Raw genomic sequence first — 24,226 nt, forward strand, 5'->3', positions numbered from 1 at the left:
TCCGGGAACCCATTGCCTTTGATCTCTGACAGGCAGGACAAATATCCGGCTTCTCTGGCGTCCTCACTGAGATCGTGATATAGGTTCCAGAACTTTGTGGCAAGGAGGGAGCGTTCATAGCCTGCCGCTTCTGCAAGTTCCACATTGGAGGCAAACTGGCCGCTCTCCAAAAGCTCCCCGATACGCTCTGCGGCGCTCTCCCAGGAAACAACCTGAGCAGACCTGTCATAACGGACAGACTTCCCGTGGGAAAGATGGATACCATCCTCAGCATACCATGCGCTCACACTACCAAGGCCGTTGCCGCCGTGGTACAGCGTTTTCAGTATCTCGGCAATCTCAGCGGTGGTTTTCTGCTTTTCAAAGGCTGCAACCACACACTCCCTCTGGCGGTCTGTATTGCCGCCCAAACGCAGCACATGGTCAATGTCGTTTTGGGTAAAAGAAAAAGCAGAGGATGTATGCGCTACATTCTCTGCTTCATCTATGGATTGGATCTGTTCCGCTTCGGAGAGGAACAGGTTTAGGGTCAGCTGTTGATAAGCTCCGCCATCAGGATTTCCTCTGCCTGGGCTTTGCAGGTGTTCATCAGCCCCACCCACTTCATGGGATCGCTGGCTTTCAGTTCCTCGGTGGCTCCTGCTTCCTTCGCCAGCTGGGGTATCATCTGCTCCAGTCTGTTCTGGGCGGTCTCGTCGATCTCCAGAAGGTGCGGGTACAGCTTCTCGCTCAGCAACATCTGGTTGTAGAGGATGGGATGGTGTTCCTTCAGGTAGGTTTTCCTCATCCTGCCGTACTTGCCCAGAGGTTTCTCCGGCTGCTGGCTCAGCTTCAGGTCGGGAATCAGATAGTCTCCGTTCTGGATATAGGTCATGGGATTGTTCATCTTGTTTGCTCCTTTCTTGGTTGGCTTCGCGCTCTGCATTTCGGACGGTGACGCCGATCTGCCGCAGCACCTGTTGGTTGATCTGGCTGACCGCTGTTCCCAGCGCCCCGATGGTGGACGGGGTGTTGAAATCAAAGATCGCCATGAAATCTTCGTGGTCGAAGTAGCGTTCCGGCTCCAGTCCGCAGCGGGACATCAAAGCGTAAGTGATGCTGACGGTGGCGGCTGCCTTGAACTGCACTCCGATGTTATACTCATCATATTCCTCCAAAAAGGAACCGTCAACGATATAGAAGAAGTCCTGCTGATGCTCCGTCCAGTATTCCTCAGCCAGTTTTCCGGCTACCTCGGTAAGCTGTCCTGCAAGGTCATCACCGGAAACATCATAGGTGCGCTCCAGCATGGCCTGCACTGAATCCAGATGGCGCTCCTCCAGCTGCCACAGCCAGGGAGTGCGGGAATGTTCACGGGTTCCGGTGTCTGAAATGTCAAAGACATAACGCAGGCGAGGTCTGTCCCCGGAATCATCCACCAGAGCGATTCCCTTGGAACCGCGCCTTACATATCGGCCCATCTTTTCATTCCACAAATCGTACTCTGCACAGGCGGTAGCGTCCGGTCGCTGGGCGTAGATCATCAGCTGCTCATGGAACGGGTACTTGTAAAGGCGAGAAGCAGTGGTGAGAAACTCTGCCCATTCCTGCCAGCTCCCCGTGAGCTGTGTTGCCACCTTGTCCGCCATCTGTGCATATAGTTCAGCTTTGGTTGGCATGGTATTCTGTCCTCCTTTCAGTTTTGGGGTAAAAGGTGGGGTGGCAAATTGCCACCCCATCCCTGCGGTTATGGTGTTTACTGGTCAAAATCCGGGTACAGCTCCAGCTGGTCAAAGTCCTCATCGGTCATCGCACAGAGCTTCGTAAGGGCGCTGTCGGTTAGCTCCCTCAGTTCCGTTTCCTCCGGCGAAAGCTCGCCGCGCATTTCACGCAGGCTGTCGATCAGCCCGGTGCGGCTGCCGGTATTGTAAATGCACATCAGGTTCATTTCCTCAAAAGTAAAGTTTCCCATATCAAATCTCCCTTTCTGCGCTCTTTTTTTGCGCTGTCTTTTTGTGTTCTGCTTTGGGCTGGCTTTTCAGCTGCTCCATGACGGACTTTTTCTTTTCCCGTTCCTTCCGATGAATGGCGTCAGTCAAGTCCATCAGGGAAATGGGCTGACCGCTTCGGGCCTGCTGTTCCAGCTCTGCCACGGTCGGCTCTTTTGGGCCATTGTTGATGATACCGTCGATCATGCCGTAATCGTCCTCCATGGCCATTTCCGCATTTTTCAGCGGATTTTGCGGCAAGAATCCGGGGATCTGGGTAAAACCAACGCTGTCACAGTAATGACAGGATACCTTACCGTCCTGCTTGATCGCAACGATGTCGCTGACGCTCATGGAGGGACTGTGAAAGTCCACGGGTTTTTCCAGATTGAATTGCTGATAGAGTTTTTCCAGCTGCTCCGGCACAGTGCCAGACTCACTCAGCGGAGCGGTGTAGATTAGGTCATAATTGCTGCGGTCTATGGAAATGTCATGGGACTTTAACCAATCCAGATTCATAAAGCGCACATTCTGCGGATCGTCACGGCTTACCTGATAGATGGCAAAGCAATCTCTATTCTGGGAGAGAAATGCCTGTTCTCGTTCCTGCTGATGTTCCTGACGCTCCATGACCTTTTCGTGGAACTGAGGGCTTTTCTCCCATTCCTCACGGTCCACGCCAAAAAGACCGCCATGATCCATGATTTCCTGCGGGTCAAACACCATGCTCTCCGTATTGTCCTCATGCAGCACATAGACGGTCAAACCAGCGGCATCCAGTTCCAGCGCCCGTTCTCTGGTGACAGGGAGCATCCCATCATAGAAGTAGCCGTATTCCTGCATATCCGGTGTGGATACCTGCTCATCAGGCATAGGGTATTCATCCAGCGCCTGCTCTTGTGCTTCCGGCAGCTGAGAAGAAGCAGTCATCTGACTGGCCTCTGCCTGCATCTGCTGGTAGGCAGCTTCCTGCAAAGTCTCGATCATGGACAACGGTGCGTATTTTACAGAGTCTCTGTCCAGATCGTTGTCATCACAAATCTGGAGAACTGCCTTCATGCGGGAAAGCTCCGGCATATCCAGCTGACCGCCATCCAGCTCTTTCATGGACGCGGCATCGTAAATGGTGTAGTCCCAGCCGCTGTCACAAGGCTGGATATGAAGATAGGTGGCATCGTCAATTAGAAACAAAGCCTCCTGCTGGTTTGCCTCCGCATCAAGAACCGCCATTTCCGGCTCTTTTTTTGCATTGGGGTCAATTCCACGCTCTTTGCAGATTTCCTTATAGTGGCGCTCAATGTCAGAGATCAAAGTGCCGGAGGTCTTGTTGATGGTTTCCAAACTGGCTCTCAGCTCTTTCAGTTCCTTGCCCTGACTCCAGCTTGCAATATAGCCGAAGCTGTTTTCTCCGGTCTCGATGCCAAAATACTTGCAGACTGCATAGGAGATGCTTTCAGCCTCCACTTCCTCCGTGTGGCGGTCTTTCCTCTGTTCTTGCAAAAACTGGGCGAGGGTAGAAAAGCCGCCAACAAAATTCAGCCCTTCTTCCTCGGTCAGCATCAGGCGTCCATCTTCCGCCAGCTCCAACGGCTCTGTCAGCAGAACGGAACCTGCATGGTTTACAACCACTCGTTCTTCTACACAGACCTGCTCTCCGGGGTCGTAGTCAGAACCGCGCAGGTCATAGCAATAAACGTCCTCCGGCAGATTATCACGGACAATCCGCCCATTGGAGAACAGACCGGGTTTATCAAACAGCTCGATCTCCTGATATTGCTCGTCATTGGCAATCTGAATCTTTTTCTGATTGTGGAGCTTGCTGTGGGCAATCTCATGAACCGTGGCCGAAACCGTCTGCACCTCGCTCATGCCCTGGCGAATGGCAATTTTCTGATGATCGGCAGAAAAATAGCCGTCCGTATCGGCGGCCATTGCTTCAAAAGTGATCGGCACCAGCGCACTGCGGCGCAGGGCCTCCATGAATGCCTCATAATTTGGCACATTTCCGGAAAGGGAGGAAGCAAGCTCCGGCAAAGGTTTCCCATCAGTCTGGCTCACATCAAAGACCTTGACCGGGCGAAACATGGGGATCTCGATTTCTTTTTCCTCTGTGATGATCTTTCCGTCTTTATCCAAAATCGGAGCCTTGGTATCCGGGTCCAGTTTCTGCTCCTCGATTTTCTTCTTGTACGGTGTGGGGGCGATGATGGTAATGCCATGTTCTCCCTTTTTAACATGACGCTCAAACTGGGCTTTCCACTTATTGTATCCGGCTACCAAAGTGGCGTCCGGCTTCTGCATATAGATGAGCATGGTGTTGTTTACCGAATAGCGGTGGAAGCGGGACATAACGGACAGATAGCGCATATACTTTTCACTCTCAAACAGTTCCTTGATGCCCTGCTCGATGCCGTCTGTGATTTCCCTTAGCCGCTCTCGGTTGGTGGGTTTGTTCTCAGCCATGATTTTCAATCTCCTTTCCAAGTGTGTGATTTCTGCTGTGTGTTCTGCAATCCATGCCTTTTGTTCTTCTTCACTTTCATAAAGAAAAAGATCCAGCAGGTACTCCACATAGATTTTCTTATGGATTGCTTCCACAAAGCGGGGGTGCGGTTTCTCCTCCGGTGTCCGGGGAGAATGGTCGCTCTCCCATTTTTTCAGCAGATGGTAGTAATCGGACAGTACGCGATAACACCGCTGCCGATCCTCACGAAACTGCTGTGCCTCGGTTTTCTGCCGGACATACCTCCTGCGGGGAGGGGCCTGACTGTCATAGATCAGGCCAAAGTCCTGTGCCAATTTCTCTGCCGCTTCTTTTGGGGAGAGGTCAAAGAGCTTTGCGGTAAAGTCGATCACATCGCCAGTAGCTCCGCAGCCGAAACAGTAGAAATATTCCTCGTTCAGCTTCATGCTGGGGTTCTTATCATCGTGAAAGGGACAACAGGCCATGCCATTTCGTTTGACCTCGATCCCATAAAACGCTGCCGCATCTCTGGTGCTGACCGACTGCTTGACTGCTTCAAATACATTCTCTGCCATGTGCCTTTAACTGCTGGACTTTCTCACAGGGGGCTGGTATCCGGCAGCTTTCGCACGCTCACTGGCGGCTTTGCGGCGTTCTGCGCTATATGGCTCCCGGACTGATACACACCGCTTTGGGACGGTAAAGTTATGGGCGTCCTTTCGGGTGATCTGGTCGGGGTGCTTTTTTGCCAGCAGTTCCAGCTTCTCCATCAGACGGGGATCGTGGGTGTAGACCTCAGCCATTGGTTCTGCCTGGTTATAAAGGAGAATGGTTTCCCGTTCCACTAAAGAGAGCTTCATCGGCTGCCTCCTTTCCGCTGATCAAATTCCAGCTTGAAGTTGGCGTACTGTCCATCGTCCTCCAAAACCACAGTGGCATCGTAGGTCTTGCCGGTTTTCTCCGAATATAGCCCCGTCACACGGACACGGCCATCGTTAAGCAGTGCAGACACCACAGCCTTGGTCGGCTGTTTTTTCTTGGCAGCCCACCATTTGTTATTTTTCCAGATTGCAAATTTGCAAGAATCATTCTGACAGAAGAAGCCTTTTTGCAGTTCTGCAACTTCACCGCCGCAGCGAGGGCATTTGCCCACCACCTCACGGGGCGGAGTGAACAGGTACTCAGTTCCTTTGATGACCTGATAAGTTCCCACCAGATCTTTCAGCATGGTGCTGATCCCGTCTAGAAACTCCTCCGGGGCAAGCTGCCCGCGCTCGATCTCTCCCAGGCGGTACTCCCACTCGGCAGTCAGAAGCGGCGATTGCAGCTGTTCCGGCAAGACTGTGATCAGGGAGACTGCATCGTGGGAAGGGAGAAGCTGCACCGTTTTCCTGTTCTTTTTTCGTTCCAGAAAACCGGCAGATACCAGCTTTTCCAAAATACCGGCACGAGTGGCCGGTGTTCCCAGACCTTTTCGCTCGGCATCCTCCGGCATATCCTCTTTTCCGGCAGTCTCCATCGCGGACAACAGGGTGTCCTCCGTAAAGTGCTGGGGCGGACTGCTTTTGCCTTCTTTGACGATTGCCGCAGAAACCGAAAGGGTCTGTCCTTCAGTCAGCTCTGGCACGGCTTTCTCTGCACCCTCTTTTTTCGGCTCTGCATCCTTCGTTTTGGCACGGTAAGCGTCCTCCAGTGCTTTCCATCCGGGGTGCCTCACCGTTTTTTCTTTGGTGGTAAATTCCCCACCGGCACACGCTGCAATCACAACGGTTTCCGAATAGATATGGGGCTGGGCCACGGCGCACAGCAGACGCAGGGCCACCAGCTCCAGCACTGCTTTTTCTCCCGCAGGAAGGGCAGAAAGGTCTGCATCCTTGAGATTTCGGGTGGGAATTACTGCGTGGTGGTCGGTTACTTTCTTATCGTTGATGACCGTCTGCGGATCACAGGTAATGGCGATCCCTTTGCGAAACGGCATAGCATTGGCAACCAGATTCACCAGCACCGGCAGGCTGTCTGCCATATCACCGGTCAGATAGCGGCTGTCAGTACGGGGATAGGTGCAGAGCTTCTTTTCATACAGGCTTTGCAGATAGTCCAGGGTCTGCTGGGCTGTAAATCCAAGCAGGCGATTGGCATCTCTTTGCAGAGTAGTCAGATCATAGAGGGCAGGCGGCTTTTCAGACTTTTCCTTGCACTCCACCTTTTTGATTGTGACAGCTGCATCCTGGCAAGCTTCTTTCAGCTGCTCTGCGCTTGCTCGGTCACTTATGCGCTCCCCGGATACGGTAAGACCGGGCAGCTCCAGCGCCACGGTATAAAAAGGAACCGGCTTAAATGTGTCGATTTCAGCTTCTCGCTGGACAATGAGTGCCAGCGTTGGGGACATCACGCGCCCGATGTTGAGGGTGCGGTGGTACAGCACGGAAAAAAGCCTTGTGGCATTGATCCCTACCAGCCAGTCGGCCTTGGCACGGCAGAGAGCAGCTTTCCGAAGTCCATCATAATCTACACCTGGACGCAGGTTTGCAAAGCCCTCCCTTATGGCGGAGTCCTCCATTGAAGAAATCCAGAGCCTTTTCATCGGCTTTTGGCAGCCTGCCAGCTCATAGACGCTGCGGAAGATCAGCTCGCCCTCGCGTCCGGCATCGCAGGCATTTACCACTTCGGTCACATCTGGGGCGTTCATCAGCTTTTTGAGAATATCAAACTGCTTTTTCTTATCCTTTCCCACCACCATCTGCCAATGCTCCGGCAGGATAGGCAGGTCATCATATCGCCACTTGGCATACTTGGGATCATAACTGTCTGCATCCGCAAGACCAGCCAGATGGCCCACGCACCAGCTGACACGCCAGCCGTTACCCTCCAGATACCCATCCTTACGAGCAGTTGCACCGATTACCGCAGCCAGACTTTGTGCAACCGATGGTTTTTCAGCGATTACCAGTTTATATCTCATCATCTTCAGCCTCCCATTCATTCTGCCAATTATCAGACAGTTTTTTTGCAATGCTGTGTTCTGAGGCAAGTGTAATGTCATAGCCAAAGCGATAATCATATCGGTACAACCTGCCAATCAAATCATTGATTATGATATTGCAGGCCATAATCACACGCTCTTTATCCACCTGCATCAGTTGATAGCGTTGATAATTGTTGTAATATTCTCGATGTCTGTGGGTTCTGCTGACCGTATCTTCCATCAGACAATCTATGGCATCTTTTTCACCATCTTCTTTGCTGCCCTGTGTATAAGACAACAGTTCCTTAACCATGGGAAAACTTTGTTCATCTACCGTTGCTTCTTCGCTCAAAAAACCGATATAAGCTTTTAGTAACAGGCTAACTGCTGTTTTTTCAGCTTCAGATAAAGCGTTCATGGTCTCCGCTGCATCAGGCAACAGTTCCTTTTCCACAAATTCATCTATCTCACCAGAATAAAGCATTCGGATTGAGTCCACACATAAAGAGCGCTTTTGGGGTGCGGTCTCAATTTCAAAATCATAAAGATCCAAGTCATCGTCCTTCTTTGACTTTTTTTGAACTTTGCTGATAGCAGTGAAAAGAATGTCTCCTCCAAAGTAAATTCCGAAGGCGACCAGATCAAAAATAATCAGAAAGTGTAATAACCAGTTCCATGTGTTCATTGTGAGGTCCTCCTTTCTTTGACCATGTGCTGATTTTGGGTGTGGATTTACAGTAAGAGAGTGAGTAGAGCAGCAGAGGACAGGAATTTCTCCCTGTCCTCTGTCCCTTATCCCGCAATGATTTGAAATACGCTACGCTCAAATGGTTCAATCTGCTCTATCGCGTTCCTCATTAGGGTCAGAACCCTCAAAACCATCCTCAAGGACTTCCTCATCTTCGGTTTCCCATTCCTCGGAATCTTCCTCACCATAATCATAATCGTCCAGACTGTCATTGCCCTTGGTCTTAGGCTTATTCTTAACGAGCTTCAAGTAGGCAAATACGCCACCGCCGCCCAGCAGAGCCAGCAGAAGGATCAGCGCAGCCGGGTTCAGTCCGGCAGGCTTCTCTTTTTCCGGCTCCGGTGTTTCTGCCGGAGGTTCCGGTGCTTTTCCCGTACATTTACTCTTATCAGTTACACAGACCGGACAGGCCGTATTAACTGCCCCTGCTTCACATTTCTTCGTGCAGCTGCACACAGCAGGCGGCTCCTCTTTGGGTTTTCCATCTTCCATCAGCGCCATCAGGTCCGCTTCATCCACCTGGTTCAGAAAGTGAACAGCAGTCTTTTTATCCTCGTTGGCCCTGTCGATCAGGATATAAAAATAGTTGCCCGCCTTGGTGGTAACGGTAATGAGCTGTTTATTGCCCCCGAAATCATCCACCAGAGCGGCGTTGCCCTCCGGGGTCAGCGGAGGTGCTTTTTCCGTTTCTTCCACCACCACATTGCTGTCATTGGTGGTATCCTCTGCCGGGGGCGGCGCTGCGCCCTGGGCAAAAGCGGGAACGGTAAAGCCCGATGCCAGCACCAGCGTCAGGCAAAGGGCGGAAAGTGTTCGGAGCAATCGTTTATTCCTCATAGCTGTTTTCCTCCTGTTCGTTGTTGTCATCAGCAAAACTGCCGGGAACTGTGCCTCCGGACAGCATGGCGCTCAGCTGAGCCGGGGTCATACGCAGTGCGCGCACCATCTGGACGATCTCCAGATTTTCTGCCTCGGTTTTCTGTACCTCCAGCGCCTTGAGCTTTTCCTGATACTCTGCGATCTTCTCGCGGACCTTAGCAATCTCCTGGTCAATGCGTTCAATTTTGTTCTTTGCCATCGTCTATCACTCCTTCTAAAAAATCTCTGTTACCAGTTCATCAGGCCGTAGCCCTTGATACTCTGATAATTCAGGTCATAACTTTTGATCTTGCAGGCATCGCCGGAATTTCCCTCCACGGTATAAACACGGCTGCCATCGGTGCCGACAACAATTCCCACATGGTCTGCGGAACCATCCAGATCCCAATCGAAGAAAATGGCATCACCGGGGGCGATGTTTTCATATCCTCGTGCGCCCCACTGTCCATGAGACTGGAACCACGGAACACCCTGAGACTGACAACCAGCAAAGCGTGGTTCCGTTCGACCGGATTGACCATAGCACCATGATACAAAGCAGGCACACCATTCCACACGGGAGTCAAAGCCGTACCAGCTCCAATAAGGTTGTCCTCCCACATTGCCCACCTGACTTTTCGCCAGTTCCACCAGCTGCGGATTGCCGGGGCGGGTGCCATTGATAAATTCAACACCAGTCAAATCTTCAGAAACACCTGTATCGGGAGAACCGCCACCAAATAACAGCGGCTTATTGCCCATAGTCTGTCGGTAGACCTGGTACATCTCCATCTGCTCCGGAGTCAGTAGTTCTGGCGCAAGAGAGGCAATGGAACGGCTTGTTAAAGTTACATGGAGAATACGATATTCATATTCATGCTCATCACCATCTTCGTCAGTGTAAGTGCGAATCTGAATTTCTTCTCTCAGCGTAAGCTGATACTGTGCATCAAACACACGATCCAGCTCTGCCTGTGCGCTGTGGCGTGTATAGCCTTGCAAGACAGCAGAGAGAACTGCCGCCAGCTCATGGGGGTCATGGCCAATCATATCCAGGTTATAGCGATACTCGTCATACCCTGGGTGGCTGCTTTCGATGTTGTCGATTTTCTCCTGCAACCGAGCTTCTCTGTCTGCATAATCTGCCTCCACCGCCAGCATTTCCGGGTCATCCGATGGATAGGTAGTGCCGGAAATTACAGAACCAATACTCTGTGCCATCATAGAGCAGGAGGACATGGTATTCATCAGCATACAGGCGATGAGGAAAAAAACCCCTGCCATCAGGAAGCCCTTCTTGTGGCGCATGACGAATGCCCCTGCCTGCTGTGCCTTTTCTTTTACCGTCCTTGCGGCTTTTCCGGTTTTGGACGCAGCCTGGGCGGTATTTCCGGCAGTCTGACCGGTGCGCTTGGCGACGGCATACTGCTTTTTGATACTCTGTTTTTGCTGCCAGCGGGAGAGAGGGTTGCTGGTAAACTGAGGATTTTCCCGTAGGGACTTCTGGTACAGGGCATTTACATTTGCCTTTTCCAGCTTCTGCTCGGCCTGGGCTGCTTTGCGGTACGGCTTCAGCTTGTGGCTGCGATAGCCCTCCCGCACCAGATAAGCGCTGGTCTCCACCGCCTCCTCGGACTTGTGGGCGCTTTCCACGCCCACATTGTCCTGTTCTGTTTCCCGGATCTCTTTGTGAAACTTGCCCGCGACCAGATGGACGGGAGCTTCCTTAACCCCTTGAGAAAGTTTGGAAGGTGGTTTTTTCTTGTCCTCAAAGGTCAGCTTCGAGGTCTTTTTCCCGGTGTCCGGGTCAATGACCGTCTGTCTGACTTTTTTCTTTGGAATATTGGCCTGCGCCTTATCTGCTCTGGCCGTAGCTTTCTCCGTTTTGCGGATCGGCTTTTCCAGTGCAGGGTCAGCCCGTTCCTCATCAGTAAAGCGCAGGCGCGGCTCTTTATTCAAACCAATCACCCATTAGGATGGCATCCATCATGTGGTGCAGCTCCACATAGAGGGCCAAACCTTCCGGATCATATAGCGGATGCACGGTGAGATACGCATGGACTTGCGCCAGAATCTCAGAGAGCATTGTGATAGGTCTGCACCCTACAATGGTTGCTGCACCAGGGGCACACATCATATTCGCCCAAATCGAAAAGAGACGGGCAAGACCAATTTCGCCATCCTCATTCAAGGTTTTGAGTTCTTTGTCAGCGGTACGACACTCAACAACAGCGGAGGCCATTACCGGAAGCAACATGAATTCGTGAGCCTCCAATGCCTCACGGAAAAAAATCATGGTATCAAGTTCGCAAATATTCTGTTTCATAGTTATTCATCCTCCTTTTTCAGTTCCTGGGGTTTGGTGGTCATAATGCGGTAAAGCTCAGTATTCTTCGGGAAGTGGTCAACGAAGGGCAGGATGGTGGAGCCATAGAACAGCAGGCCCTCGCCCTCACCGGAGTGGGTCACATAGCTAAGCTGGTGCGTGGAAATGCCCAGCTGCTTGGCGAGAATCTGACGGTCTCCGCCTGCCTGGTTGAGCATATACACGAAGTCGGAGTTTTCAAAGATGTTCTCCACCTCGCGGCTGCTCAAAAGGTCTTTGACATTCTGGGTGATACCTGTCGGAATACCGCCCCATTTGCGGAATCGCTTCCAGATTTCCACCGTATAAGCGGCGGTCTGCTCCTCCTTCAAAAGCAGGTGCATCTCGTCGATGTAATAACGGGTGGACTTGTGGGCAGCGCGGTTAATGGTAACGCGGTTCCACACCTGATCCTGGACCACCAACATACCGATTTTCTTGAGTTGCTTGCCCAGCTCCTTAATGTCATAGCAGACAATGCGGTTGTTGATGTCCACATTGCTCTGGTGATTGAACACATTGAGGGAGCCGGTTACATAGATTTCAAGGGCCGTGGCGATATACTGGGCTTCCTTTTCCTCCTGTGAACGGAGCAGGTTATATAGGTCCTCCAGTATGGGCATATTCTCCGGGCGCGGGTCATTGAGGTAGGTCTGATAGACCAGACGCACACAACGGTCGATGATGGTTTTCTGCACCGGCTGCAATCCGTCCTTACCGCCCACGATCAGCTCACACAAGCTGAGGATAAAGTCAGACTTGAGGGACAGCGGGCTTTCATCATCCGAATAGTCCAGGTTCAGATCCATCGGATTGATGTAGTTGGTTGAGGTAGGCGAGATCTTGATGACCTGCCCATGCAGACGATCCACCAGAGGTGCGTACTCCGCTTCCGGGTCACAGATGATGACATCATCATTGGTAAGCAAAAAGCAGTTGGCAATCTCACGCTTGGCGCTGAAAGACTTACCGGAACCCGGCGTACCCAAAATCAAGCCGTTGGGGTTTTTCAGCAGCTTTCTATCCACCATGATGAGGTTGTTGGACAGGGCATTGATGCCGTAGTACAGGGCTTCCTTGCCGTTCTGGAATAATTCCTGTGTGGTGAATGGTACAAAGATAGCCGTAGAACTGGTGGTCAGCCCTCGCTGAATCTCGATCTGATTGAGTCCCAGGGGCAGACAGCTCATCAGCCCTTCTTCCTGCTGGAAGTCCAGTCTGGTCAGCTGGCAGTTATACTTCTGGGCAATAGAGCCTGCCTGAAAGATGTTGTTTCCAAGCTGACGGGGGGTGTCCGCTGTGTTCAGCACCAAAAAGGAGACCAGGAACATTCTCTCGTTTCGGCTCTGCAAATCCTGCAACAGCTTTTTCGCTTCGCTGCCGTAGGTGGCAAGGTCAGAAGGAATGATGTCCATGTCGTATCCGGCGCGGACTGCTTTTTTCTGTTCCTCAATCTTACTGCGGTCCAGATCGGTAATCTTACGCTTTACCGTTTTGATGGCTTTCACCTGATCCACCGACTGAATGTGCATACTCACAATGAGCGAGCTTTCCATATCCAGAAAATCAGCCAGCAGACGGTCATTCAGCTCTGGGGCTAAAATCTGCAAAAAAGAAACAGCCCCGTATTTCTTGCCCATACGGAACTGCTTGCCGGTGCGGAACTCAAAGGAGCTTGGTGCAATAAAATCTTTCGTGGACAGGCCGGAAGGAGCCAGCCAGTCCCATTCAAACTGAAACGGGAGCTGTTCATCCATGTGGAATACCGCATGAAGCTGGGAAAGCCTTTCCTTACCGTCCAATGTTCTGGCGGCTACACCAAGACGCTTGAAGTTATTGAGTATATCGGTCTCAATACGCTCCAGACGGGGCTTGGCGGCTTTGATGCTGTCAGCGTTGATACCAAAGGTCAGGTATTTGGTCTTGATGAGACCGTTGTTGCCTCTGACCAGCTGATTTTGCAGCATCGTGGTATATTCCTCACGGATACTGTCAAAGGCATCCCCCTGGGGCGGAATGGAAATGGAGTTGGCAAAGGTCTCCTCCGATGCCGCAAGGTTCAAAAAAGACAGCTGGAAGTGAATCGAGCTGTCGAAATAATTGAGGAAATCACACCAGCCCTCAAAGATCGCGGTCTTATCTTCATTTTGGGAGAGCTGATAGTTGATGTCCTGAAACTGAATGGTCTTTGTGTAGTGGCTGTCCGATACGCGGCAGATCCCGTCCGGCCACATTCGTTCATAGGGGATACTGTCCTGTGCCGATTTTCCTTTTTTGTCCGTGCGGTTGGCGCGGGCAATGGCCGCTTCGATCTGCTTCTTATCGGCGCGGGACAGCTTTTTCTTTGTCTTTACCGGATGCACGGTCTTTTCTTCCGGTTTTCCCAGCAGACGGCGCAGCCAGCTTTTCATTGCGGTGAACAATGTCATACACCTCCTTATCGAGCATTTCCTGCCGCTTTAATACGGCATAAAAGTTATTGGTCTGGTAGGGACGCTGCTTGGGACGGATCACAGCTACTTTGAGGATGTTGCCCACGATCTTTTCCAGGGGCTGTCCATGCTTTTCATACATTGCCAGCAGGAAGAAGGGCATCATGACCAGCATCATACACATGGCAGCCATGCTGTTTCCCGCAGGCTCACGGAGCCACAAGAACAGCGGTACACCTACAAGCGCCCCGGCGGTAAAGCAGACCAGCTGCCTTCGTGTCAGATTGAACATGACCTTGGTTTCGACTTTGGTTAAATCTTTGGGTACGGGTACATAAGCCATATTATCCACCTCCTTTATGGGAATGAAATAGAGCTGTCCACTTCATTTCCCCACACATCCCAACCGGGTGTGGATTGACGAGCAAACAGTTCTATGCGCGGGAGATCACCCATCAATGAGACAATGCGTTCTCTGGCTTCCTGCGGTTTTTTTGAATGTTCTTCAATGTGAGAGACAATGACCTGATGAACAGCTGCGTTTATACGCTTGGGATGTCCTTTCGTTGCGAGGATACAAAGTTCCACATTGGAGCGCGTCCAATATCCCATTCCCCAGAACAAGCTATCTGCCTTTCGATTTTGCTTTACCCAAACAAAGCCGACGGTTTTATAGGTAAATCCCCATGCCTTCAGAACTGAGAGACCTTCCAGTAAACATGGAATCGTGACCCATAAAAACAAGGCACAGTCTTTATCCGCCAAGTTGCCTACTGGCAGCGCACAAATATCCTCGATACTCATGGTCGGATAGTGACTTTCTGCACTGCGTCCCAATCCTTTCTTGGAATATACTTTGTAGTTCCATGGCGGGTCTGCGTAAATGATTTGATATTTTTTCATACAGAACCCTCCTTTAGTGCGCCTGAAAGACTGATTTTGCGAGACTGCCGGTTTTGAACAGCGTAAAGCACAGCAGTACGGTGTAGCCCACGCAGCTCCAGATTGCCATGATGATGTCATCTTCCAGAGCGATGTTCTGCACCAGCACAGCATAAATTGCCACGCAGACGATAATGAGAAACGCCTGAAAGCCCAGCGCCAGCAGGGATCGGAGGTAATTCTGTCCCATACCGCCCCATTCTTTACCCATCATTGCAGCCATTGGAACGGGAGCCACCGAAGTCACAAGGTAGATTTCGATCATACGGCCATAAATAACGATAAAGATACAGATATATAACGCCCACATAGTAATGCCAATAAAGAGGGATTGGAACCACAGTCCGAACAGCGGTCCCAGATCCATTTCCATCAGCCTCGGTTCCAGATCGGTCATAACTGAGGAAATGTCAATGGACGCATCCGAATTGATAACCCCTGCCGCCTGCGCCACTACGCTCTGCGCCATATCAAAGACGCCCATCACGATATTCCATGTATTTGTGACAATGAGGATGGCAGCGGCTGATTTGAACACCCACTTGAAAATCATCCAGGTGTCCACATCATGCAGGTTGTTCTTGTCTGCGATCATCTGGATCAGGTCTACGGTCATCACGATAGCCAGGATCACGCCTGCAATCGGCACCATGATGGAGTTGGACAGATTCTCAATCATGCTGAAAATACTGCCATTCCATCCCTGTGGGGTCTGGCCTACCTGTACGGATATATCCGCGACCTGCTGGTTTACACTGTCAAACATCCCCGAAAGGTTGCTCATAATGCCGCCCACCAGCATTTCTTTCAGCCAATTTGTCAGGGCTTCAAGTAAGAAATCCATACGGTGTCAACCTCCTTTCCGCCGCCCCCGCAAAACTGCGGGAGCGGCAAGGATTTCATACGGAGACGCTTAGACAGAGAAAAGCCCGGAGAGCAGAGGTACAAGGACCATGCCTACCACGGCTACACCAGCACCGGCCATGAGCTGCTTCATGCCCTGGCTCTTGGCGCCGGGGTTGTCGTTGCCGTAACCTTCCAGCAGGTTGATAACGCCCCAGATACCGAGACCGGCACCGAGCGCGATAACGAGGGTCTGAAGAACGGTGATTGCCTGTTCAAAAAATGCCATATAGTTTGTTAGCCGGAATCTGATTAAAAAATAGGTTTGTCATGTTTCATAGGCATACAAAAGCCGGAACAATCTGCCGCCCGGTTTCCGGGGGCATGATTCCGGCTGTCCTCCTTTTTCATTATTTTTTCTCGCGATTGTCCGCTTTGTACGCCAATGGCCCATAGAGGGCAGATGCGGCGAATAGATAAGATCACTCCCTTCTAAAGCGGAACGAAATTAAGCGCCCTTTGTGTCTACTTCATATACATCGCAGACCTCATTGGGCTTGAGTTTCAGCCTTGCGGACAAGAATGCTTCAATATCAAAAGCGTTCTTGTCATCCGCGTCGGCAGTGTACTTGAAATTGGGGTGCTTGGTGATGTCGTACTTATCCGAAAGGAAAGGACGCACACCGCGCAGCTGGAGGATACACTTGCCGCCATCCATAACAGCAAGCTCATCCTGGCTCATCAGCTCTTTCCCCAATTTTTGATAGTTGAGTGAATGGGATGTTTCCCTCCCACGGCTCTCTCCGGTGTTGTAGGTGTCGATGGTTTCCTTACCCAGCACGGCGGCCAGCTCCTTGAGAGTGGTCGGCTCCTTACCGCCCAGAAAGATGGAAGTATCCATGTTTCCGATAATGGTATCTGCGTTATCCTTATAAATCGCCTTGAGCTGACTCTGCGCCTGCAACACCAGACAGGCGGAGATCTCACGGCTTCGGATGGTGGCCACCAGCTTTTCCAACTTGGGTATCTGGCCAATGTTGGCGCACTCGTCGATCAGACAGCGCACATGAACCGGCAGTCTGCCGTCGTACACATCGTCGGCCTTTTCGCAGAGCAGGTTAAACAGCTGGGTATAACACATGGATATAAGGAAATTAAAGCTGTCATCAGTGTCACTCATGATGAGGAACAGGGCAGTTTTCCTGTCTCCCAGAGTATCCAGCTCCAGCTCATCATAAGCCGTGACCTCACGCAACTCTGCAATGTCGAACACGGCAAGGCGAGCGCCGCAGGAAATCAAAATCGACTTGGCTGTTTTTCCGGCGGCCAGCTTATATTTCTTATACTGGCGCACCGCAAAGTGGTTTGGCTTCTCGGCTTCCAGTGCATCAAACATCAGGTCTACGGGGTTTTTGAACTCCTCGTCATCCTCACGGACTTCCATGGCGTTGATGAACTCAATGAGGGTGGAGAAGTTTTGTTCCTCCACCGGAGCCTCATAATGGATATAGCCAATAAGCGCGCAGTACAACAAGGTTTCTGCTTTTACCCAGAAATCGTCTCCGGCCTTGCCTTCGCCTTTGGTATTGGCGATCAGCGTTGTTACCAGCTTCAAGATGTCCTTTTCGCTATGGATATAGGCGAAAGGGTTATAGTGCATGGACTTCTTGAAGTTAATGGTATTTAGGACCTTGATTCGGTACGGCTCATAAATGACCTTGCCGTGCTTATCCTTCATAGGCTTTCCGTCTTTCCCCAGCTTGGGTGCGCCCCTTTGGAGCATTTTTCCGCACTCCACCAAAATGGTTCCCTTCGGGTCTGTGACCACATAGGAACTGTGCATCTGCATCAGATTCGGTTTGAGCCAGAAGCGGGTCTTACCGGAACCGGAGCCGCCAATCACCAGCACATTTTTGTTTCTGGCGGTCTTTGGGTCCTTGGGGCGGCTGTTCATTGTCAGGCTCTCCGTTTTCGTCAGAATCACATTGTTCTGGAATACCGGGTCGATGTAGGGTGTAATGTCCTCATGGGTTCCCCACCGGGCGGAACCGTATTCCATGCCGTGCCTGTACTTCTTGGCGTTCTTGCTTTTCAGGTACACAGCCAGCCGCAGGCCGCCGCAGCAGCACAGGCCCACCAGCAGGTCCAGCGGGTGCAGGCTGGGCCACCAGCTGGCCAGCGCCACCGGCAGCGTGGAGAAGAACGAGAGCATTTTTGCCGAAGCGTCCGCACCCACGGCCATCCGCCACGCTTCACCGAAGTTGGTGGAGAAAAGCCCCATCAGGATATACGGCAGATTCAGCAAAATGAGCTTTTTGATGTTCAGCTGCTTTTTCATCGTTCCAGCTCCTTCCGCTTGTTCCGGTCCACGACGACGTGTTTTACCAGTTCTTTGAACTGGCTCAGCTTTGCCAGCACGGACGGGCGCTCGGATTTCTCCGCCTTTCTGACCTTTTTCCCGGTGTACTCGGTAAAAGCAGCGGTCAGGGCATCCGCGTCCCGACCCTTGAAAAAGATCAGGTACTTGGGTGGGGAGCTGCTGCGGTCCTTCTTCACCGCATAGTCCACGCCGTATTTCCGGGCGATCTTCTCAAACTCCTTGATGGAGGGGTCGGTGATCTCGATGTTGGAAACCCCTTGGTTTTGACCAATCAGCTGTTTCACCGTCTGCTTGCCCTGGGGCTTCACAGGCGCGTCACGGCTTCTCTGCTTTTGCAGCTTCTTTTCCTTGCGGTGGGCAAGGTACTTGCTGATGGCGGCTTTGAGCAGCCTGCCGGTGAACTTTGTTCCGCTGACAACCAGCGTTAAAGTCCTGTTTTCCACTTCTTCCTGCATTTTCATCGCCTCCTTTCCACAAAATGTGCAGGGGTGGTGCATTTATTTCTAAGGCGGGACCACCAGCCGCCGGAGAAGGTATTTCTTCATCGAACCGCCCTCAACGAATTTGCTCAGAACGGTCATAGAGCAAATCTCCATTTCTGACCTTTGCATGACTGAGAATCTTGATCTGTCCCTTTGCCTGACTGTCCAGAGCTTTTTCATAGCCCTTATCTGACAAAAACAGGCGGGTTCGTTCACCTTTCCAGCCCACCGGGGAGTCATGCGTCAGCACATCAAAAATAATCATGTGCCGGGTGTTCTCAGCAAATCGCTGGAGATCCATGTAGTCATGGCCGTGATAGTTCTGCGCTCCAGCTTTCTGGCGCATTTCTTCCATCAGCTGACCGATTGTTTTGCCTTCTGGCATAAAACTCACTTCCTTTCCCACTCTCATACAACCATCAAAATCATGTCTCTCAGCTGAGCAAAGTAGAGTTTGCCTTGCGGGGTTATCAGCGTATAGGAGCCGATATGCCCGTGATTGCAGTAGTCTTTGACACAAAACAGTCCTTCATTGGCTGGCTTTGCATAGGGCAGTACATTACCGGATGCGGTGCGGTACACAAAACGCTTTTCCAGAAGGAAACGGACAAACCGACGCTCCGGGACAAGCAACTCTTTGGCGGTGGTGCGGAGGTTGGTACTGTGATTGAGGTCGATGAACAAATCATAAAAGGCTGCCTTACTCTCCAGCAGGGCATTTTCCTCTCGTAGCGACGCATTTTCTTCCCGCTCAGCAAGCAGCTCGGAGCAGAGCTTTATCAGAGCTTCCGGAGAAGTGGCTATCTCCCACAACTTCTCTTTTGTGAGATAGGCTCCGTGCTTGCGAATGGCAGGTAGAACTTCATCAAACACCCATTGTTCAAACCGTTCCGCTGACGGCAGTTTACTATGGGCGATCAGACGATATAGATCACCTTCGGGGATAAAGAGCATTTCGACCATTTGTACCGCGGGGCTTCCATCTGCCTTTTTCCCAGTCTGGACCCCTATGGAACATTTCGTTCCACCCCTGGTATGGTCGCGGACGGCTTTGCGTGGATTGGTATATCCCAGCGCTGTTGCCACATCTGTACCGCAAAATAATACTTTGCCATTCTGTTCCAAAGTGCGAATGCTTCCGAACTCTGGACTATTGAAAATTTCAATCTGATTCATGCTGTGCCTCCTTTGGTGTAATACAAAAGCGGCTGATTACCAGCCGCCTGCGTGCATATCGTGATTTACCAGTGAAGTGTAGTGGTTATTCATGGTGGTAGGAGCGTTGAACAGCACTGCAAGCAGGTACTGCTTGATGTTGTGTACCTGGGTGGTGTTCTTTTGCAGACAGTCCATGACAAACTCGATGTGAGAGCTGTCCAGCTTCAAAAAGCGGGAGCGTACAATTTCATGAGGAAAGTCCGCACCAGAGATCCGGGTGGTCTTTCGTTTGGCACAGACCGTTTCTACCAACAGCTCTACGATCTCATTCAGGTCATCCAGGTAGAGAGGATAACGCTGCTTCAGACAATCATACTCGATATTCTCCAAAATCAATTCCCGATAATTTTCTATCTCTGTGACAGACATCGCATCCCTTCCTTTCCGTTCCGGCGGTATTACCGCCGCTGTTTCCCGGAAGGGAATGGAATCGGTATTTGATCCATGAGTATTTTGTTTTTGGGTATTTGATTTCTTAGTATTTAATTGTGTTGGATTTTCCGGTAACGGATTTACCGCTGACGGGTTTACCGTTATCGGGTTTTCCGACAACGGCTTATCCAACATCGGTTCTCCCTCGATGGGACGCTCAAAAATGGTATACTCATTGGCTGCGAATTTACCAGAAGCATCAGTTGTCTGTCTGCGCCGAATGTATCCGGCTGTTTCAAGCTCATTGACAGCAGAGCGGATTGCATCTTTGCTTTCTCGATTGATATAGCTGAGTCCTGACAGCGTATAATCCCAGTCATCAGGCAGAGATAACATTTGCGACAAGAGACCCTTTGCCTTCAAAGAAAGTCGTTTGTCTTTTAGATGAAAATTGCTCATAACCGTGTAATCGCCAGTGCGTTCTACACGAAAAACAGCCATTTACTTCACTCCTTTCATTTCTCAGGTATGAAAAAAGCCGCAATTCATAAAAGAATTGTGGCAGCGGTTAGGGTCTGTCTGTATCTTTTTTCTTGCGTCGGTAGGGGCGTTTTGGCATTGGTGGTTTATCAAACAGATCCCTTTCCTGAGAAAATGGTAAGGTTTGAAAAACACGGTCAATCTCGGTGGATTCCATATCACGCTGTGAGCGGCAATCTTCTTGAATAGCTTCTCGGATTTCTCTTACAGTACACATATTCATTCCTTTCCTTTCGTTGTATCGGTTATGAACGACGGTGTTTTTTAGGCTTGAAGTCGAGGATATGCCCCTCAATAACATGGGCATATCTCTTAATTTTGATTTCTCGACGCTGCTGGCTTTGCAGAGCTGACTGATACCCGTCCTCTGTGAGAAAAAGCCTCATTTCGTCACCAGGTTCTCCATAAGCAGTAGGGCGCAAGACAGTAAACTCAATCATCCAGAAAGTGCTGTCCCAAAATCGCTCCACTGCAAGAATGTTGTGGCCTTTCAGTTCCCTTGCTGCAATATCTTTCATAGGCTCTCCCTTCATCGTTCCTGATCTCGTTGGCGTTTTTTCTGCCATTGTTCCAGCAGTTTAATAATGGTTTCCTGCATTTTGGCCGGTGTATAGCTTTTGGGGAAATACTTTCGTAAGGTATCGCTGCTCAAGGTCACTTTATCCAGATCACCCTTTTTTTCCTCTGACATGATGGCAAGCATCACATCTTCTGACAATTTCCCTTCCTGGCTGAACTTTTTCATTCGCTGAGCCTGAGAGAGAGAAGGGGTAGCCTGCTCATAGTCCATTGTTTCCACCAGCATTTGCTGTTCGTCCGGTTTCAAAAAAGAGAGTTCATAGGCTGGGTTAAATGCGATTTTCTTTTCATCCACCATATCCAAAAGCTCTGGAATCAGTTCAGTCAAACGAACATATCGCATTACCTGGATACCGCTTCGTTCACCGGCTTCTTTTGCCACCTGGTCTCTGGCGCTCAACTTCTGTTCAACTTGAACAGAAGTCAGGTCTGTTCTTGCTCCTTGATGTTTAATGGCTTCCAGCTTCATTTTGTAGGCAAAAGCCCTTTCACTGGGGAGCAGATTTTCTCGCTGCAAATTGCTGTCAACCATAATAATTGTGGCAGCATCGTCATCCAAGTCGCGCACAATGACAGGCATGGTTTCTTTTCCGGCCAATTCGCTGGCTCTGCGGCGTCTGTGACCGGCTACCAGCTCATAACCGCCATCAGGCAGTGGTCTGGCAATCGCAGGAACCAACACACCATACTTTTTGATGCTGTCTGCGGTTTCTATCATTGCATCATCATCCTTGACCTTGAAGGGGTGATCCTTGAACGGATGCAGTTCAGATAGGGGAATTTCCTGAATTTTTTCCAGTTGCTCGTCTTGCCGACTTTCTTCTGTAGAAAACAGGTCATCTACTGAGGCCAGCTCTATTTTTTTCGCGCTGCTTTTCAAGTTTCAATACCTCCTTCGTCAGATTTTTGTAGCCCTCAGCCACTTTGCCATTAGGATCATGGGCATAAATGCTTTTTCCTTCAGCACTGATTTCTTTAGCCCTGACAGAATGAGGAATTTCTGATGTAAACACCTTGATCTTACTGCCATAGGTTTCGCGCAGAAGAGCGGAGATTTCTTTGGCAAAATTGGTTCGGCTGTCTACCATCGTCAGCAGAATCCCATCAATTTGCAGCTTGGGATTGATTTGTCTGCGAACCTTATTGATAGTTTGCAAAAGCTGCTCCAAACCTTTAGCTGGAAGATACTCTGCCTGGACGGGGATTATAACCCTATTAGCGGCAGCCAGTGCATTGACCGTAAGCATACCCAGGGAGGGCTGGCAATCAATAAGGATATGGGAGTATTGCCCCTTCAGCGTGTCCAGATATTGTCGCAGAATGGTTTCTCGGCTCATAGCGTTTACCAGAGATACCTCCATACCAGATAGCTGGATGTCCGCAGGCATCAGGTCTACGCCCTCAGGGTGGTGCAGGATACCCTCGCCGGGACGAATTGGTTCATCCATCAAAATACGGCCCATAGCGTCTGACAGTGTAAAGGGCAGCTTATCAGGCTGAGGATTGCCCAAGCTGATGGTCAGGCTTCCCTGTGGGTCTCCGTCAATCAGAAGGACTTTCTTCCCGGACTGCGCCAGACCAATTCCAAGATTGGCACAAGTGGTTGTTTTGCCGACACCACCTTTTTGGTTGGCTATGGCAATAATCTGTGTATTCATGATTTCACCTCATTTCTTTCTAAGTTTAGATATGAAAAAAAGTGCCTGCTTTACCTTTCCTGAGAAAGATAAAACAGGCACTTTCACTGGCTCAATACCTCTTGTAATGAACCTCTATGTATGGTAAACTATGTCCACGATACCATGAATATAATTAAGTCTCGACGGGAATTGAACTTTTGGCTAACGCCAAATTTCGCGCCTTTGCAAACAGAGTGCAAACAATAGGGGGCTAAAATCCTTTGTTTTTGCTTGATTTTGCTTGTACAAGGTTTATAGAGAACATGGAGAAAAGCCTTGATATAACTGCATTTTCTTTATCCCTGTTGATAGGGAATATATGCACTGGGTCCATCTCCTAAGCGGAACGTAGTTGGTTCGAGTCCAATCGGGGACGCCATATGAAAGGGTTTTAGGCACATTGACAGCAAAATGTTGATGTGCTTTTTTTATTTCTAAGCTGTCCTTACTTTTGTATTTACTATCGATGTATCTATTTTATCTATGTTTCAAATTATAGTCTGATTACCATTCCTTATGTAAATAATCATAAGTATTTAACATCAAATTTCAATTTATCTCACCATAAGTGAAAGAGCATTTTAGACCTCTTATACTTGTGAAAACAGAAAAGAAGCGTGAATAGGATAGTAGCAGGATCCATGTCATATTACTCTTTTTCTTCATGCAAAGGAAACGTGTTTACAGATGATCCCTTTTTTATATAGAATACAATCTTTAGATTTATTTCAATTCCCACCTAATTCTATTCCTGCATCTTTAAAGGCCGAAGCACATAGTGAATTATCATATCCGTACACTACCTTTTCAATCTTCTGTGTTTTTATAAACCACCGACAGCGGAAAATGAAGCGATGGATTCCTGTGAGATATCTCCTTCCAGTACAATCAGTAGATAATTGCCAATCATATTGGCAACCCTTACTTTTTTCCCACGGATTTCCATACTCTTCTTTTCATAAATCTCTACTGTTTCATCAATCTTATCCCAATTATATTCTCCGATTACGATATTTCCATATTGTGTTGCCGCTGTCATATTCGTGCCGGATACATCAAACGGTTTTCCAACTGAGGTTATGGCGCCAGTATGGCGCAATGCACTCTCCAGTTCTCGGATAGAAAAGCCGTTTGCATAATCCCAGGACTGATTTTCTCCCGGTTCCTTGCCACCTGTTGTTCCTCCGTTGTTCGCATCCCCACTGTCATTGAATTCATCAAAATTTTCAGCAGGTGGATTTTGTGTTCCAGGAGTGTGAACCTTGGACTGATTATTCACGGCATTTGCTTCTGATGGACTGCTCTGGCTGCTACAGCCTGCGGCCAGTACGCTAACTGCAGCAAATGTAAGTGCTAATTTCTTTGTTATATTCATTTTCATTACCTCCGTTT

Annotated in this window: 26 protein-coding genes; 1 reads left to right on the forward strand and 25 read right to left on the reverse strand. The window is 50.0% G+C overall.

Translation table 11 applies throughout. The annotated features are described in order from the left end of the window. Positions 1-529 precede the first annotated feature (529 nt). Entirely contained in the window at positions 530-886 is a 357-nt protein-coding gene (locus tag NE665_RS06620; protein WP_024739421.1) for a TnpV protein, read from the reverse strand. Here NE665_RS06620 and NE665_RS06625 point away from each other — a divergent pair. Continuing rightward, positions 873-1,301, forward strand: coding sequence for a hypothetical protein (locus NE665_RS06625; protein ID WP_243101288.1), 429 nt, complete (start codon positions 873-875; stop codon positions 1,299-1,301). The genes NE665_RS06620 and NE665_RS06625 overlap by 14 nt on opposite strands. A gap of 434 nt (positions 1,302-1,735) precedes the next feature. Here NE665_RS06625 and NE665_RS06630 read toward each other — a convergent pair whose 3' ends face one another. From NE665_RS06630 to NE665_RS06745, 24 genes are all read right to left on the reverse strand, one after another. Then, positions 1,736-1,951: a transposon-transfer assisting family protein gene (locus NE665_RS06630; protein ID WP_008981161.1), complete on the reverse strand. Its 216-nt coding sequence runs from the start codon at positions 1,949-1,951 to the stop codon at positions 1,736-1,738. 1 nt (position 1,952) lies between these two features. Further along, complete coding sequence (locus NE665_RS06635; protein ID WP_118651396.1) at positions 1,953-5,006, reverse strand: LPD28 domain-containing protein; 3,054 nt, start codon at positions 5,004-5,006, stop codon at positions 1,953-1,955. Between the two features lie 6 nt (positions 5,007-5,012). Further along, on the reverse strand, positions 5,013-5,291 hold the full coding sequence (locus NE665_RS06640; RefSeq protein ID WP_002570998.1) for a hypothetical protein: 279 nt from the start codon (positions 5,289-5,291) through the stop codon (positions 5,013-5,015). Then, positions 5,288-7,396 carry a type IA DNA topoisomerase gene (locus NE665_RS06645; RefSeq protein WP_040381961.1) on the reverse strand — a complete coding sequence of 703 codons (2,109 nt, stop codon included), beginning with the start codon at positions 7,394-7,396 and terminating at the stop codon, positions 5,288-5,290. The genes NE665_RS06640 and NE665_RS06645 overlap by 4 nt, the downstream gene beginning before the upstream one ends. Then, on the reverse strand, positions 7,383-8,081 hold the full coding sequence (locus NE665_RS06650; protein WP_008723343.1) for a hypothetical protein: 699 nt from the start codon (positions 8,079-8,081) through the stop codon (positions 7,383-7,385). Before NE665_RS06650 ends, NE665_RS06645 begins: the two co-directional genes overlap by 14 nt. Positions 8,082-8,228: 147 nt before the next feature. After that, the gene (locus NE665_RS06655; protein ID WP_002589132.1) at positions 8,229-8,981 is read right to left on the reverse strand and encodes a DUF4366 domain-containing protein; all 753 of its coding nucleotides are present in this window, start codon (positions 8,979-8,981) and stop codon (positions 8,229-8,231) included. After that, a complete protein-coding gene (locus NE665_RS06660; RefSeq protein WP_002589133.1) occupies positions 8,971-9,222 on the reverse strand; it encodes a DUF4315 family protein in 252 nt (83 codons plus the stop codon). Before NE665_RS06660 ends, NE665_RS06655 begins: the two co-directional genes overlap by 11 nt. Positions 9,223-9,251: 29 nt before the next feature. Beyond that, on the reverse strand, positions 9,252-10,961 hold the full coding sequence (locus NE665_RS06665; RefSeq protein ID WP_117470827.1) for a CHAP domain-containing protein: 1,710 nt from the start codon (positions 10,959-10,961) through the stop codon (positions 9,252-9,254). Further along, positions 10,954-11,328 (reverse strand): DUF3851 family protein, encoded by a 375-nt coding sequence (locus tag NE665_RS06670; RefSeq protein WP_002569211.1) that lies wholly within the window; start codon positions 11,326-11,328, stop codon positions 10,954-10,956. Before NE665_RS06670 ends, NE665_RS06665 begins: the two co-directional genes overlap by 8 nt. A 2-nt stretch (positions 11,329-11,330) precedes the next feature. Then, positions 11,331-13,730 carry a VirB4-like conjugal transfer ATPase, CD1110 family gene (locus tag NE665_RS06675; protein WP_006059580.1) on the reverse strand — a complete coding sequence of 800 codons (2,400 nt, stop codon included), beginning with the start codon at positions 13,728-13,730 and terminating at the stop codon, positions 11,331-11,333. Beyond that, entirely contained in the window at positions 13,687-14,142 is a 456-nt protein-coding gene (locus tag NE665_RS06680; protein WP_117515823.1) for a PrgI family protein, read from the reverse strand. Before NE665_RS06680 ends, NE665_RS06675 begins: the two co-directional genes overlap by 44 nt. A 14-nt stretch (positions 14,143-14,156) precedes the next feature. Next, the gene (locus NE665_RS06685; protein ID WP_002589060.1) at positions 14,157-14,702 is read right to left on the reverse strand and encodes an MT-A70 family methyltransferase; all 546 of its coding nucleotides are present in this window, start codon (positions 14,700-14,702) and stop codon (positions 14,157-14,159) included. Between the two features lie 13 nt (positions 14,703-14,715). Next, the gene (locus tag NE665_RS06690) at positions 14,716-15,585 is read right to left on the reverse strand and encodes a VirB6/TrbL-like conjugal transfer protein, CD1112 family (protein ID WP_024724981.1); all 870 of its coding nucleotides are present in this window, start codon (positions 15,583-15,585) and stop codon (positions 14,716-14,718) included. Between the two features lie 69 nt (positions 15,586-15,654). Further along, positions 15,655-15,873, reverse strand: coding sequence for a Maff2 family mobile element protein (locus NE665_RS06695; protein WP_003525154.1), 219 nt, complete (start codon positions 15,871-15,873; stop codon positions 15,655-15,657). Between the two features lie 219 nt (positions 15,874-16,092). After that, a complete protein-coding gene (locus tag NE665_RS06700) occupies positions 16,093-17,922 on the reverse strand; it encodes a VirD4-like conjugal transfer protein, CD1115 family (RefSeq protein ID WP_006059575.1) in 1,830 nt (609 codons plus the stop codon). Beyond that, a complete protein-coding gene (locus NE665_RS06705) occupies positions 17,919-18,419 on the reverse strand; it encodes a PcfB family protein (protein ID WP_117515807.1) in 501 nt (166 codons plus the stop codon). The genes NE665_RS06700 and NE665_RS06705 overlap by 4 nt, the downstream gene beginning before the upstream one ends. A 100-nt stretch (positions 18,420-18,519) precedes the next feature. Continuing rightward, complete coding sequence (locus tag NE665_RS06710; protein ID WP_008723307.1) at positions 18,520-18,831, reverse strand: DUF5720 family protein; 312 nt, start codon at positions 18,829-18,831, stop codon at positions 18,520-18,522. A gap of 23 nt (positions 18,832-18,854) precedes the next feature. Then, positions 18,855-19,622, reverse strand: a complete 768-nt coding sequence (locus NE665_RS06715; RefSeq protein WP_002589066.1) for a phage antirepressor KilAC domain-containing protein — start codon at positions 19,620-19,622, stop codon at positions 18,855-18,857. Positions 19,623-19,658: 36 nt separating this feature from the next. Beyond that, positions 19,659-20,537 (reverse strand): DUF6017 domain-containing protein, encoded by an 879-nt coding sequence (locus tag NE665_RS06720; RefSeq protein ID WP_006059572.1) that lies wholly within the window; start codon positions 20,535-20,537, stop codon positions 19,659-19,661. Between the two features lie 67 nt (positions 20,538-20,604). Then, a complete protein-coding gene (locus NE665_RS06725; protein WP_006059571.1) occupies positions 20,605-20,793 on the reverse strand; it encodes a hypothetical protein in 189 nt (62 codons plus the stop codon). 28 nt (positions 20,794-20,821) lie between these two features. Next, positions 20,822-21,094 carry a DUF5720 family protein gene (locus tag NE665_RS06730; protein WP_007862445.1) on the reverse strand — a complete coding sequence of 91 codons (273 nt, stop codon included), beginning with the start codon at positions 21,092-21,094 and terminating at the stop codon, positions 20,822-20,824. A gap of 11 nt (positions 21,095-21,105) precedes the next feature. Further along, entirely contained in the window at positions 21,106-22,035 is a 930-nt protein-coding gene (locus NE665_RS06735; RefSeq protein ID WP_006059569.1) for a ParB/RepB/Spo0J family partition protein, read from the reverse strand. Continuing rightward, a complete protein-coding gene (locus NE665_RS06740) occupies positions 21,992-22,813 on the reverse strand; it encodes a ParA family protein (RefSeq protein WP_002569249.1) in 822 nt (273 codons plus the stop codon). The genes NE665_RS06735 and NE665_RS06740 overlap by 44 nt, the downstream gene beginning before the upstream one ends. An 844-nt stretch (positions 22,814-23,657) precedes the next feature. Further along, positions 23,658-24,209 (reverse strand): hypothetical protein, encoded by a 552-nt coding sequence (locus NE665_RS06745; protein WP_117444352.1) that lies wholly within the window; start codon positions 24,207-24,209, stop codon positions 23,658-23,660. Positions 24,210-24,226: the final 17 nt, after the last annotated feature.

Origin of the sequence: Clostridium sp. DFI.1.208 (genome assembly GCF_024463855.1) — a bacterium.
Lineage (GTDB): Bacteria > Bacillota_I > Bacilli_A > Erysipelotrichales > Erysipelotrichaceae > Clostridium_AQ.

What these genes read in the sequence shown, in the direction of transcription:
- NE665_RS06625 (WP_243101288.1), top strand. Translation starts at nt 873, where the DNA reads ATGGGATTGTTCATCTTGTTTGCTCCTTTCTTGGTTGGCTTCGCGCTC.
- NE665_RS06620 (WP_024739421.1), bottom strand. Translation starts at nt 886, where the DNA reads ATGAACAATCCCATGACCTATATCCAGAACGGAGACTATCTGATTCCC.
- NE665_RS06630 (WP_008981161.1), bottom strand. Translation starts at nt 1,951, where the DNA reads ATGGGAAACTTTACTTTTGAGGAAATGAACCTGATGTGCATTTACAAT.
- NE665_RS06635 (WP_118651396.1), bottom strand. Translation starts at nt 5,006, where the DNA reads ATGGCAGAGAATGTATTTGAAGCAGTCAAGCAGTCGGTCAGCACCAGA.
- NE665_RS06640 (WP_002570998.1), bottom strand. Translation starts at nt 5,291, where the DNA reads ATGAAGCTCTCTTTAGTGGAACGGGAAACCATTCTCCTTTATAACCAG.
- NE665_RS06645 (WP_040381961.1), bottom strand. Translation starts at nt 7,396, where the DNA reads ATGATGAGATATAAACTGGTAATCGCTGAAAAACCATCGGTTGCACAA.
- NE665_RS06650 (WP_008723343.1), bottom strand. Translation starts at nt 8,081, where the DNA reads ATGAACACATGGAACTGGTTATTACACTTTCTGATTATTTTTGATCTG.
- NE665_RS06655 (WP_002589132.1), bottom strand. Translation starts at nt 8,981, where the DNA reads ATGAGGAATAAACGATTGCTCCGAACACTTTCCGCCCTTTGCCTGACG.
- NE665_RS06660 (WP_002589133.1), bottom strand. Translation starts at nt 9,222, where the DNA reads ATGGCAAAGAACAAAATTGAACGCATTGACCAGGAGATTGCTAAGGTC.
- NE665_RS06670 (WP_002569211.1), bottom strand. Translation starts at nt 11,328, where the DNA reads ATGAAACAGAATATTTGCGAACTTGATACCATGATTTTTTTCCGTGAG.
- NE665_RS06680 (WP_117515823.1), bottom strand. Translation starts at nt 14,142, where the DNA reads ATGGCTTATGTACCCGTACCCAAAGATTTAACCAAAGTCGAAACCAAG.
- NE665_RS06685 (WP_002589060.1), bottom strand. Translation starts at nt 14,702, where the DNA reads ATGAAAAAATATCAAATCATTTACGCAGACCCGCCATGGAACTACAAA.
- NE665_RS06690 (WP_024724981.1), bottom strand. Translation starts at nt 15,585, where the DNA reads ATGGATTTCTTACTTGAAGCCCTGACAAATTGGCTGAAAGAAATGCTG.
- NE665_RS06695 (WP_003525154.1), bottom strand. Translation starts at nt 15,873, where the DNA reads ATGGCATTTTTTGAACAGGCAATCACCGTTCTTCAGACCCTCGTTATC.
- NE665_RS06700 (WP_006059575.1), bottom strand. Translation starts at nt 17,922, where the DNA reads ATGAAAAAGCAGCTGAACATCAAAAAGCTCATTTTGCTGAATCTGCCG.
- NE665_RS06705 (WP_117515807.1), bottom strand. Translation starts at nt 18,419, where the DNA reads ATGCAGGAAGAAGTGGAAAACAGGACTTTAACGCTGGTTGTCAGCGGA.
- NE665_RS06710 (WP_008723307.1), bottom strand. Translation starts at nt 18,831, where the DNA reads ATGCCAGAAGGCAAAACAATCGGTCAGCTGATGGAAGAAATGCGCCAG.
- NE665_RS06715 (WP_002589066.1), bottom strand. Translation starts at nt 19,622, where the DNA reads ATGAATCAGATTGAAATTTTCAATAGTCCAGAGTTCGGAAGCATTCGC.
- NE665_RS06720 (WP_006059572.1), bottom strand. Translation starts at nt 20,537, where the DNA reads ATGGCTGTTTTTCGTGTAGAACGCACTGGCGATTACACGGTTATGAGC.
- NE665_RS06725 (WP_006059571.1), bottom strand. Translation starts at nt 20,793, where the DNA reads ATGTGTACTGTAAGAGAAATCCGAGAAGCTATTCAAGAAGATTGCCGC.
- NE665_RS06730 (WP_007862445.1), bottom strand. Translation starts at nt 21,094, where the DNA reads ATGAAAGATATTGCAGCAAGGGAACTGAAAGGCCACAACATTCTTGCA.
- NE665_RS06740 (WP_002569249.1), bottom strand. Translation starts at nt 22,813, where the DNA reads ATGAATACACAGATTATTGCCATAGCCAACCAAAAAGGTGGTGTCGGC.
- NE665_RS06745 (WP_117444352.1), bottom strand. Translation starts at nt 24,209, where the DNA reads ATGAATATAACAAAGAAATTAGCACTTACATTTGCTGCAGTTAGCGTA.